Annotated in this window: 10 protein-coding genes; 4 read left to right on the forward strand and 6 right to left on the reverse strand. The window is 40.5% G+C overall.

Features of this window, described 5'->3' with window-relative positions:
* Positions 1 to 74: 74 nt before the first annotated feature.
* The 4 genes from BLS24_RS13550 to BLS24_RS13565 all read right to left on the reverse strand — a co-directional run bounded on the left by BLS24_RS13550 (position 75) and on the right by BLS24_RS13565 (position 5,541).
* Positions 75 to 512 (reverse strand): dUTP diphosphatase, encoded by a 438-nt coding sequence (locus BLS24_RS13550; RefSeq protein WP_091760263.1) that lies wholly within the window; start codon positions 510 to 512, stop codon positions 75 to 77.
* Between the two features lie 29 nt (positions 513 to 541).
* Entirely contained in the window at positions 542 to 3,139 is a 2,598-nt protein-coding gene (locus BLS24_RS13555) for a heavy metal translocating P-type ATPase (RefSeq protein ID WP_091760266.1), read from the reverse strand.
* Between the two features lie 13 nt (positions 3,140 to 3,152).
* Positions 3,153 to 3,473, reverse strand: a complete 321-nt coding sequence (locus BLS24_RS13560; protein WP_091760268.1) for a metal-sensing transcriptional repressor — start codon at positions 3,471 to 3,473, stop codon at positions 3,153 to 3,155.
* 433 nt (positions 3,474 to 3,906) lie between these two features.
* The gene (locus tag BLS24_RS13565) at positions 3,907 to 5,541 is read right to left on the reverse strand and encodes a class I adenylate-forming enzyme family protein (RefSeq protein WP_091760271.1); all 1,635 of its coding nucleotides are present in this window, start codon (positions 5,539 to 5,541) and stop codon (positions 3,907 to 3,909) included.
* Positions 5,542 to 5,730: 189 nt separating this feature from the next.
* Here BLS24_RS13565 and iorA point away from each other — a divergent pair, with 189 nt between their 5' ends.
* From iorA to BLS24_RS13585, 4 genes are read left to right on the forward strand one after another with little or no spacing between them, the layout of a single operon-like run.
* On the forward strand, positions 5,731 to 7,485 hold the full coding sequence (gene iorA / locus BLS24_RS13570) for an indolepyruvate ferredoxin oxidoreductase subunit alpha (protein ID WP_091760273.1): 1,755 nt from the start codon (positions 5,731 to 5,733) through the stop codon (positions 7,483 to 7,485).
* A gap of 3 nt (positions 7,486 to 7,488) precedes the next feature.
* On the forward strand, positions 7,489 to 8,067 hold the full coding sequence (locus BLS24_RS13575) for an indolepyruvate oxidoreductase subunit beta (RefSeq protein WP_091760276.1): 579 nt from the start codon (positions 7,489 to 7,491) through the stop codon (positions 8,065 to 8,067).
* Positions 8,068 to 8,093: 26 nt separating this feature from the next.
* A complete protein-coding gene (locus tag BLS24_RS13580) occupies positions 8,094 to 9,395 on the forward strand; it encodes a phenylacetate--CoA ligase family protein (protein ID WP_091760279.1) in 1,302 nt (433 codons plus the stop codon).
* Between the two features lie 37 nt (positions 9,396 to 9,432).
* Complete coding sequence (locus BLS24_RS13585; RefSeq protein WP_091760283.1) at positions 9,433 to 9,867, forward strand: acetolactate synthase; 435 nt, start codon at positions 9,433 to 9,435, stop codon at positions 9,865 to 9,867.
* A 53-nt stretch (positions 9,868 to 9,920) separates the two neighbouring features.
* Here BLS24_RS13585 and BLS24_RS13590 read toward each other — a convergent pair whose 3' ends face one another.
* Both BLS24_RS13590 and BLS24_RS13595 read right to left on the reverse strand, forming a co-directional pair.
* Positions 9,921 to 10,391, reverse strand: coding sequence for a GNAT family N-acetyltransferase (locus BLS24_RS13590; protein WP_091760286.1), 471 nt, complete (start codon positions 10,389 to 10,391; stop codon positions 9,921 to 9,923).
* Between the two features lie 12 nt (positions 10,392 to 10,403).
* Positions 10,404 to 11,957, reverse strand: a complete 1,554-nt coding sequence (locus BLS24_RS13595; RefSeq protein ID WP_091760290.1) for a sodium:solute symporter family protein — start codon at positions 11,955 to 11,957, stop codon at positions 10,404 to 10,406.
* Between the last annotated feature and the right edge of the window lie 35 nt (positions 11,958 to 11,992).

Below are 11,992 nucleotides of genomic sequence, written 5' to 3' on the forward strand. Positions count from 1 at the left end.
ATTCATAAATCTATAAATTATTTTTTCAACAAATTACTATTATAATGTTTGAAAATATTTTTTCAATGCCAATATTATTTTGTTCCAGTAGAACCAAATCCGCCTCTGTCTGCGCCTTCTAAGTGGTCGCATTCTTCAAAGAGGATATGTGGCTGATTTTCCATGATCCTGAACTGACAGATTCTGTCATTGAAACTGATATGAGTATCTCTCATAGCAATTACAGGAACAAACCACTGGTCATTGTCTCCGCAATAGGAATGATCGATAACTCCCATATGATTAGCCTGTATAACTCCGAAATTCTTGTAGGTTGAGCTTCTAGGAACCACGTGAGCTTCATAGCCTTCTGGAATCTCCATGGCAACCCCAAGAGGAACCAGATGAAATTCCCCCTGCTTAAGGTCAACATCCTCTGCGCTTCTTAAGTCGATCCAATCTGACTTTCCATCGATATATTCAAGCTTTTCAATCTTGTCATTAAAATATTTGATCTTGATCTTCTTTTCCATACTTTCTCCCACTAACAATTTGTGCCGTATCAGTCAATGCTTGTTACTTTATAGTCCTTATCTTCAACGGCCTTTTTAAGGATATCATTATCTACCTCTGCTGACAAACTTACGATAGCTTCGCCCTTTTCATGGCTAACCTGTGCATTTTCAACTCCTTCAAGTGCCTCAAGAGCCTTCTTTACGTTTGCCTCACAGTGAGCACACATCATTCCTTCGATCATCATTTTCTTTGTCATTTTGTTTTCCTCCAAATCTATTTTTATTTCATTTTTAACATTATCAATATTTACAGTATTAACTTTTTTGCGGTCACTTGACGAATCATAAATATTAAAAAGATTAAGCCTTAAGGCATTCATCACAACAAAAAAGCTAGATAAACTCATTGCTGCAGCTCCAAACATTGGACTAAGTGCCCATCCAAATAGCTTAATATAGCAACCTGCTGCAAGAGGTATTCCTATTACATTATAGAAAAACGCCCAAAACAGATTCTCATGGATATTCTTAAGTGTCTTTCTTGAAAGCCTGATTGCACCAGCTACGTCAAGAAGACTACTCTTCATAAGAACAACATCTGCTGCATCTATGGCTATATCAGTGCCTGCTCCAATTGCAATTCCAGTATCTGCCACAGTTAGAGCCGGCGCATCATTTATTCCATCACCTACCATTGCAACCTTACCGCATTTACTAAGTCTATCAATGACCTTTGCTTTGCCATCTGGCATGATCTCAGCAAATATCTCATCAACTCCGGCTTTTTTACCAATAGCTGTTGCAGTTTTTTCGTTGTCACCAGTAAGCATCACAACCTTAATGCCCATTTTTTTTAGCTCTGCAATGGCTTTTTCTGAGTCTTCCTTAATGGTGTCAGCAACTGCAATGATACCTATAAGCTTATTATCTCTAGCAAAGAACATTGGAGTCTTGCCTTCAGAAGCATAGGTATCGGCCTTTTCAAGCATCTCGCCTTGAATCCTAGCAAAAGAGCTGATAAACTCCCTGTTACCTCCTCTAATGATACTATTTCCAAGCTTTGCTTCAAGTCCTTTTCCAAAAATAGCCCTAAAATCAGCAATGTCTTCATCAAATTCAATGTGAAGATCATTTATATGCTTAACAATAGCCTTGGCAAGAGGATGTTCACTCTTTGACTCAAGAAGACCAGCCAGCACCAAAAGCTCATCATCAAAGGATGAATAATTACTGCAGGTATAACCGCTCTTTGAAATTGAATCAGCTGAAAAGACATCTGTAACTACAGGTTCACCCTTTGTAATAGTTCCAGTCTTATCAAGGGCAACTATCTGAGTCTTGCCAGCATTTTCAAGGGAAGCTGCTGTCTTGAACATAATACCATTTCTAGCTCCAATACCGTTACCAACCATTATTGCAACAGGGGTTGCAAGTCCAAGAGCACATGGACAGCTGATAACAAGGACAGCTATTCCTCTAGCAAGGGCAAAACCAAAATCCTCACCTAGTATCATCCATATGATTATCGTTATAAGTGATATTCCTATTACAGTTGGAACAAAAACGCCTGATACCCTGTCAGCTATCTTTGCAATTGGTGCTTTAGTGGCAGCAGCATCGCTTACCATCTGTATGATCTGAGAAAGCGTTGTATCTCTTCCAACTCTGGTGGCTCTGCACTTAATAAATCCCGATTGATTTATTGTGGCAGCAGATACTTCATCACCCTCGTATTTGTCACAAGGAATACTCTCACCTGTAAGAGCAGATTCATCAACTGAGCTGTTACCCTCTATTACGATACCGTCTATGGGTATATTTTCTCCAGGTCTAACAACAAAAATGTCACCGATCTTAACTTCATCTATAGCTACAGTCTTTTCAGAGCCATCCGCCTTAATGATAGTTGCTGTCTTTGGAGCAAGCTTCATAAGCCCCTTTATAGCATCTGTGGTCCTACCCTTACTCATGGCTTCAAGCATCTTACCAACAGTAATAAGAGTTACTATCAAAGCCGCAGACTCAAAATAGAACTCATGACTAAAGGCAAACGCCTTTTCCATATTTCCCTTAATAGCAGCATTTGTCATAAGTAAAAGAGCTGCAAAGCTATATACAAATGATGCAGAGCTTCCAAGAGCAACCAATGTATCCATATTAGGTGCTCTGTGCATCAGTCCCTTAAACCCGCTTATAAAAAACTTCTTGTTGATCACCATGACAATGATCGCCAGAACCATCTGAATGATTCCATTTGCCACAGGATTCCCCGCAAAGAAAGCTGGTAAAGGAAACTTAAACATCATGTGTCCCATTGAAAAGTACATTAGGACCAGCAAGAATCCTATTGATAATATAAGACGTTTTTTAAGGATTGGCGTCTCTCTGTCCTTTAATATCTCCTCTTCCCTGGAAAAGTCCATAGACGAAGGCTCTTTTCCAATATCATCCATAAGCTTTGCGCCGTAGCCAGCATCCTCAATAGCTTTGATGATCTTGTCCTTAGCGGCACTTCCTTCAACGCCCATAGAATTAGTAAGAAGATTAACGCTGCAACTAGTAACGCCATCTACCTCTTTAACTGCTTTTTCAACTCTCGCCTGACATGCAGCACAGCTCATGCCAGTAACCATGTATTTATCCATCTTATTTCCTTTATTACTTCATCATTTTCTGTAACAACTCAACAAGTTCATCAACAGTTTCTTCCTTGCCAGCCTTTATATCATCCGTCACACAGCTTTTAATATGATTTGCCAAAAGAACCTTCGAAAAACTGCTAAGAGCACTCCTTGCCGCCACAACCTGCATCAAAACATCCGTACAATAGGCATCATTCTCGATCATACTCTCAATACCCCTGATCTGTCCCTCAATCCTCTTAAGCCTATTCACCAAATCCCTATATTCCTTATCATCCCTCTTCTTGTGCTTAACCTCTTCACTCTTTCCCTTACTCTCACACTTAGGACATCCCATAACATCACCTCAAACCCTTAACCAATATCACAACAACATTGTATCACTTTTTAGTGCATCATTATTTTATTAAGTATATCCAATATATACCCCTAGGGGGTATTTGTAAATATATTAATTTAATAAGTTTTTTCATTTTTTATTAGTCATTCCATCTCGCTCATTTCATCTTTTATTAGTTAATGCTCTATCCATCACCCTTTCTATTTCTTTTAATAAACACAACATCCGCCTTAAAAGAACAGCTTGGGAGATTTAAGTTTTTGACTGTAACGATTTATTTTTTGTCGTCTATACATAAAATGAAAAGAACCCTAAAAAGATTTATTCTCTGAACAACGTGAAATAAATCTTTTAGGGTTCTTTGAGTTTTAATGTATAAGACAAAAAATATCGGAGTTACAGGCGAAAACTTAAACTCCCAAGCGTCCTCTCAAGACCGATTTTGCTTTTCAACAAGATGGTCGCCGCAGTATTTCTCGCGGAGTTTTGGTTTGTCGATTTTGCCAGTAGGGTTGCGAAGGACAACGTCAAAGATGATCTTTCGTGGTCTCTTGTAACGAGGAAGATCAACGCAGAAAGCATCAACCTCATCCTCAGTTAATGCCATTCCCTCTTTTACCTGAATGATTGCCGCCGCTATCTCCCCAAGCCTTGAATCTGGAAGTCCTATAACCGCCGCATCGTGAATCTTATTATTCTTCATCAGGAATGACTCGATCTGCACTGGATATAAATTCTCACCGCCTGATATGATCACATCCTTCTTTCTGTCTACTAGGAAGATAAATCCATCCTCATCCTCTTTTGCCATATCACCTGTATAGAGCCAGCCATCCTTTAGTATCTCATCGGTAGCCTCTTTATTTTTGTAATAGCAGACCATAACTCCAGGTCCCTTTACACAAAGCTCGCCGATTTCTCCCCTTGCTACAGCCTTACCATTTTCATCAACGATCTTTGCCTTCCAGCCATAGCCAGGAATTCCGATAGCTCCAACCTTGTGAACATTCTCAAGGCCAAGATGTACGCAGCCTGGGCCTGTAGATTCTGAAAGTCCGTAGTTGGTATCGTATTTATGATGTGGGAAGTACTCAAGCCATCTCTTAATAAGACTTGGTGGAATAGGCTGCGCCCCAATATGCATAAGCCTCCACTGACTTAATTTGTAGTCTTCGATCTTAAGCTTTCCTGCATCAAGGGCTGCCAGAATATCCTGTGCCCAAGGAACAAGGAGCCATACTATAGTGCAATGCTCCTCAGAAACAGCTCTAAATACAGCTTCAGGAGAATTGCCCTTCAAAAGAACTGCTCTACTTCCGGTATATAAAGATCCAAACCAGTGCATTTTGGCACCAGTGTGATATAAAGGCGGAATACAAAGGAAATTGTCCTCATGAGTTGTCTCATGATGAATAGCTTCCATCTTGGCAGACTGCATAAGAGCAGTATGTATATGCAAGATAGCCTTAGGAAAGCCAGTTGTACCAGATGAAAAGTAGATAGCTGCATCATCCTTGTCTTCGATAAGGACCCTAGGTGCTACAGATGAACTATTTGAAACCTGCTTGTAATAATCCTCAGCATAGGATGGACACTGATCTCCAACGTAGTATAGAAGCATCTCCTTCTTTAACTTTTCTGCAATATCCTCAATTCTTCCTATGAATTCAGGACCGTAAAATAAAACATCAGAATCAGAAGCCTTTAAACAGTAATCAATCTCTTCAGCGGTAAATCTAAAGTTCAAAGGAACTGCCACAGCACCAGACTTTAAGATTCCAAAATAGATTGGAAGCCACTCAAGGCAGTTCATCAAAAGGATCGCACATTTCTGCCCCTTTTTGATTCCTCTTTCCATGAGCATATTTGCAACTCTATTAGCCTTTTCATCAAAAACAGACCATGTGATCTGCCTTCTGTAATAAGAAGTCTGTGTAGGCTGGATCAGCTCATATTCTTTCCAAGTAACTCTTTGCTCTTCTTTTATCTCAGGATTGATCTCAACAAGAGCAACCTCTTCCCCATACAATTTGCTATTTCTCTCAAGTAGATCTGTAATCGGCATTGCATCCTCCCAAAAAGAAATTCTTCTCTAACGTGCATTAACGCGTTAAAGTATAGTATAAAGATTTTTGTGCAAAAGGTCAAATAATCTATGATTTTCCTTTTGACTTTAGTGGTTTTTTCTATTATTCTATAGTAAGGTTAGCTTTAATGCTTTAAACCATTAAAAGTTTTGTAGGGAGGTTTTTTCATGACTAGTAACAATGGCAAACAGCTCATGCTAGGCAACAAAGCCGTTGCCCGTGGGCTTTTTGAAGCTGGCGTATGCTTCATATCAAGTTATCCTGGTACTCCTAGTACTGAGGTTACTGAGGAAGCAGCCAAATATGATGAAATTTACTGTGAATGGGCTCCAAATGAAAAGGTTGCTATGGAAGCTGCTTTTGGTGCTTCTCTTGCCGGCCGCAGATCATTTTGTGCTCAAAAGCATGTAGGTCTTAATGTAGCAGCTGATCCACTGTACACCATGTCTTATACTGGTGTTAACGCAGGTCTTGTAATCGATGTTTCTGATGATGCTGGTATGCACTCATCTCAGAACGAGCAGGATTCAAGGCACCACGCCATAGCTGCCAAAGTTCCAATGATCGAGCCATCTGATTCAAAGGAAGCTCTTGAATTTACCAAGCTTGCCTTTGATATCTCTGAAAAATTCGACACTCCTGTACTTCTTAAGATGTGCACAAGAGTAGCACACTCTCAGTCCCTAGTTGAAACAGGAGAAAGAACTGTTCCTGATTTTCCTTACGAAAAAAATATTGCTAAGTACGTTATGATGCCAGGAAACGCCAAAAAGCGCCATCCTATCGTTGAGAAACGTACAAAAGATCTTATAAGATATGCAAACAACTGCCCACTTAACAGGATAGAAATGGGTGATACAAAGATTGGAATCATTACTGCTTCCACATCTTACCAGTATGTAAAAGAGGTATTTGGTGATAGCGTATCTGTACTTAAACTTGGTATGACCAATCCTCTTCCAGATACTCTTATCAAAGAATTTGCTCTGAAGGTAGATAAGCTCTTTGTAGTCGAGGAGCTTGACCCTATCATTGAAAATCATGTAAAGAACCTTGGGCTTATTGTATCAGGTAAAGAGCTGCTTCCTATGATTGACGAGTTCTCTCAGAGCCTGGTTGCTAAAGCCTTTGGAAAGGATACAAAGGAAAGCATCTCTTTGGATGAGGATATTCCAAACAGACCTCCTGTAATGTGTGCAGGCTGCCCTCACAGAGGACTCTTTTACACTCTTAAAAAAAATAACTGCACAGTTCTTGGAGACATTGGTTGTTATACCCTCGGCGCCGTTCCACCTCTTGGCGCAATCGAGATGACTCTTTGCATGGGTGCATCAATTGGTGCTCTTCATGGCTTTAATAAAGTTAGAGGCAAAGAAAGTGAAAAGAAAACTGTTGCTGTTATCGGTGATTCAACATTTATGCACTCCGGTATGACAGGCCTTGCCAACGTAGCTTATAACCAGTCAAACTCAACCATCATCATCGTTGATAACTCCATAACCGGAATGACTGGCCATCAGCAAAATCCAACAACTGGCTACAACATCAAAGGTGATCCTGCAGGCAAGATCGATCTTGAGGCCCTTTGCAGAGCCATGGGCTTTGAAAGAGTCAGAGTTGTTGATCCATATGACTTAAAGCAGTGCGATACAGTGCTCAAAGAAGAATTAAACGCCGAGGCTCCTTCAGTTATCATCTCAAGAAGACCATGTGCATTATTGAAATATGTTAAGCACAATCCTCCTTTACATGTTAATGAGGATAAATGCGTAGGCTGCAAATCCTGTATGAAAATAGGCTGCCCTGCTATTACAGTTAAACATGGCAAAGCAAGGATCGACACTACACTATGCGTTGGCTGTAATGTATGTAGCCAGCTTTGCGGCATGAATGCATTAGAAGCTGCAGGAAGGGAGGCCTAAGCTATGGAGACAAAAAATATCATGATCGTTGGTGTAGGCGGCCAGGGATCACTACTTGCAAGTAAATTACTTGGACATCTCTTAATGAATCAAGGCTATGACGTAAAGGTTTCTGAGGTTCACGGTATGTCTCAAAGAGGCGGATCTGTTGTAACCTACGTTAGATATGGTGATAAGGTCTACTCTCCTGTTATTGACAAGGGCGAAGCTGACTACATCGTATCTTTTGAAATATTAGAAGCAGCAAGATGGCTTCCATACCTAAAAAAGGATGGCCAGATTGTTACTAATACTCAGCAGATCGATCCAATGCCTGTTATTACAGGTGCTGCAGACTATCCTGAAAACCTTGTAGAGAAATTAAAGGACACAGGCGCTAGTGTTGACGCACTGGATTGCCTTGCTCTTGCAACTAAAGCCGGTTCTGCCAAGGCTGTTAATATCGTCTTACTTGGAAGACTTTCTCATTACTTTGATCTACCAGAGGAAGCTTGGATGGCATCACTTGAAGCAAATGTTCCAGATAGGTTCCTTGAAATGAATAAAAAAGCCTTTGAGCTTGGTAAAAACGCGACAAACTAAATTACAGCTGTGGAAAGGTCAAAACTATGGAAAGGTATTATCAAAAAGAAATCGAATGTGCTCCCTACGAAGAAATTCGTAAGATACAAAGCGAAAAGCTAGTTAAACAGGTTAAGCATGTATGGGACAACGTCCCTTATTACAGAAAGAAAATGGAAGAAAAAGGAGTAACTCCTGATGATATCAAGTCAGTAGATGATCTCCACAAGCTCCCATTTTTGTCTAAAAAAGATCTACGAGACGCATATCCAACTGGACTTCTTGGAGTTCCTCAAAAGGACTGCGTTAGGATCCACTCAACTTCTGGTACAACAGGTAAAAGAGTCATCGCTTTCTATACACAGCATGACGTAGACCTTTGGGAGGATTGCTGCGCAAGAGCTATCATGGCAGCAGGCATAACAGATGAAGACGTCTGTCAGGTATCTTATGGATATGGCCTATTTACTGGAGGAGCTGGTCTTCATGGCGGTTCACACAAGGTTGGATGCCTTACTGTTCCCACAAGTTCAGGAAACACCGACAGACAGATCATGTTCATCAATGACCTCAAAGCTACTCTTCTTTGCTGTACACCTAGCTATGCAGCATACCTTGCAGAAAGATTTAAAGAGCTTGGCTACAAGCCAGATGATATTCCTTTAAAGGCTGGAATTTTTGGTGCTGAAGCATGGAGCGAGGAAATGCGCCATGATATCGAAAGATCATTAGGCATCAAAGCCTATGACATCTATGGCCTCACAGAACTCTCAGGACCTGGTGTTGCTTTTGAATGTTCAGAGCAAAATGGAATGCATATAAATGAAGATCACTTCATAGCTGAGATCATTGATCCAGAAACTGAGGAAGTTCTTCCAGAAGGTTCACAGGGCGAGCTTGTATTTACAGCTGTGGACAAAGAGGCTTTTCCAATGATACGTTATCGCACAAGAGACATCTGTCGTCTAACCAGAGAAAAATGCTCCTGTGGAAGAACTCATGTCAAAATGGCTAAGCCTATGGGTAGATCTGATGACATGCTGATAATCCGCGGAGTAAATGTTTTCCCTAGCCAGATTGAAACAGTTCTTTTAAATAATGGCTATGCCGCTAACTATCAGATCGTTGTAGATAGAGTAAACAATACTGACACCCTTGATGTTCAGGTAGAAATGACTCCAGAAAAGTTCACTGATAATGTAGGTGAGATCGAAGAAAATCAGAAAAAGCTCGTAGATGACCTTAAATCAATGCTTGGAATCAAAGCAAAAGTTTCACTTATGGCTCCTAAGTCCATTGCCAGAAGTGAGGGAAAGGCCGTAAGAGTTATTGATAAGAGAAAGATCTGAATATGATATAATCTAATTAGATCACGGAGGGACGATCATGAGTATAATGCAGATTTCTGTATTTCTTGAAAATAAGCCTGGAACCTTAAAGAATATGACTGGCGTTCTTGCAGCCAACAAGATCAACATGCGCGCCACTTCTCTTGCTGAGACCAAGGACTTTGGTATTGCAAGACTAGTTGTAGACGATGCCATGTCAGCAGTCAACACACTTAAGGAGCATAACTTTGTAGCAAGCCTTACACCAGTACTTGCTATTGAGATTCCAGATGAAGCAGGCGGACTTGATAAGCTTTTAGAAAACTTCGATGACGCCGAGGTCAACATTGAGTACATGTACGCCTTTACTGGCGGCAAAAATACAGACCACGCCTACATGATATTTAGAGTATCTGACACAAAGGCAGCTGAAGCCAAGCTAAACGGCAAAGGCGTAAAGATACTTACACAGGAAGACATTGAATCAATCTAACCTGATAAAAACAAGCAAAACCCTTGTACGCATTTTGCATACAAGGGTTCATTTTATAGAATGATCTCCATCTGGGTTTCTTTTACCTTCATACCCATTCTCTCATAAAAAGCTTTGGCGCTGTCATTTCCTTCCCAAACATTTAGATTGACCTCATAGCACCCAAGCCTTTTTGCTTCCCTTTTTACGAACTCAAAGAGCTCTTTTCCCGCATGATTTCCTCTAGCATTTTTATCTACACATAGGTCATCAATATAAAGAGATTTAAATGGCACCATTGTGGTGGTAAAAGGCTGCTCTTTTAATACACAAAAAGCATAGCCAATCACTAGCCCATTATCATCTACCCCCACATACACAGGTCTTTTATCATCTGCTAGTATATCAGCTAGCTCCTCCCTAGTGTACTTGGTTGTTCCTGATATAAAGATATCTGGACGAATCCTTGCGTGTATCTCAAGAACCTGGCTTAAAAGCTCCAATATTCTGTCTATATCCTTTGTTTCTGCTCTTCTAATATCCATGTCATTTTTTCCTTATGCAACTGTTTCATCATCAGAAAGAGATGTGCTCTGATGTACCATAACTTCTTTATCATAGCATGCAAAGGCATTGTCAACCAGCTCTTTATCTGGCTTTTTGGTCACAAGAGAAACTAATGGAACGATCACAAGGCCAGCAAGCATACAGAATGCACCTGCATTTATTGGAGACTGTAAGAGCTTAGGAAAGCTTGGTCTCATAAACATATTTGCAAGCATCACAAGAGTTGAAAAGATAAAACTGCACCAAACGCCTGTCTTTGTGGTCTTTTTCCAATATAGTCCGTAGAGAAATGGTGCAAGGAATGCTCCCGCAAGAGCTCCCCAAGATACTCCCATGAGCTGAGCTATAAATGTGACATTCTGTCTATACTGAACAATAGCGATCACCACAGAAATTGCAACGAATACAACAATCAGCGCTCTCATAATAAGGAGCTGCTTCTTTTCGTTCATGTCTTTTATCACATGTCCCTTTAAAAGATCCAGTGTAAGTGTGGAACTACTTGTAAGAACCAGAGATGAAAGCGTAGACATTGAAGCAGATAGCACAAGCACAACTACCATGGCGATCAAAATATCAGGAAGACCTGAAAGCATTGTAGGAATAACGCTGTCATAGCCGTTTGCTGCAATATCTATCCTATCGGAAAAAAGTCTTCCAAAGCCTCCAAGAAAATAGCATCCGCCAGCAACCACAAAGGCAAAAATTGTAGAAACCACTGTTCCCTTAGCTATAGCCTTTTCGCTCTTAATTGCATAGAACTTCTGAACCATCTGTGGAAGTCCCCAGGTTCCAAGAGAAGTTAAGATAACAACTCCAAGAAGATTAACTGGATCTGGTCCAAAGAATGAAGCAAAGATTCCAGGAGCACTAGATACGCTCTCATCAGTAATAGCTGCAAGACCGTTTAGGGAAGCCATAAAACCGCCCTGACTATTAAGGACTGATACAACAACTGCAGATATGCCTATGAGCATTATAATGCCCTGAATAAAGTCATTTATTGCTGTAGCCATATATCCGCCTGCAATAACATAAATGCCTGTTAAAACAGCCATTACGATAACGCATACGGAGTAATCAATATTAAAGGCCATTCCAAATAGCCTTGAAAGTCCATTATAAAGTGATGCTGTGTAAGGAATAAGAAAAATAAAGGTAATTACAGATGCAGCTATTTTTAAAGATTTTCCTCCAAAGCGCGCTGCAAAGAACTGAGGCATTGTAGCTGAATCAAGATGCTGAGTCATGATCCTGGTACGTCTTCCAAGAACTACCCATGCAAGGAGTGAACCAAGTAGCGCATTTCCAATTCCAGCCCATGTGGCAGCAATACCGTATTTCCAGCCAAACTGTCCGGCATAACCCACAAATACTACAGCTGAGAAATAGCTTGTTCCATAAGCAAAAGCTGTAACCCAAGGACCAACTGCTCTTCCGCCCAATACAAAACCGTTAACATCTGTGGAATTTTTTCTGCAGATAAAGCCGATAGTCAGCATTACAGCAAAAAAGACCAGTAAAAGAAGAACTTTGATAAGCATAGTAAAACCTCCCAATTTTGAAATAACCCTCTTTA

Origin of the sequence: Butyrivibrio sp. INlla18, assembly GCF_900103635.1 — a bacterium.
Lineage (GTDB): Bacteria > Bacillota > Clostridia > Lachnospirales > Lachnospiraceae > Butyrivibrio.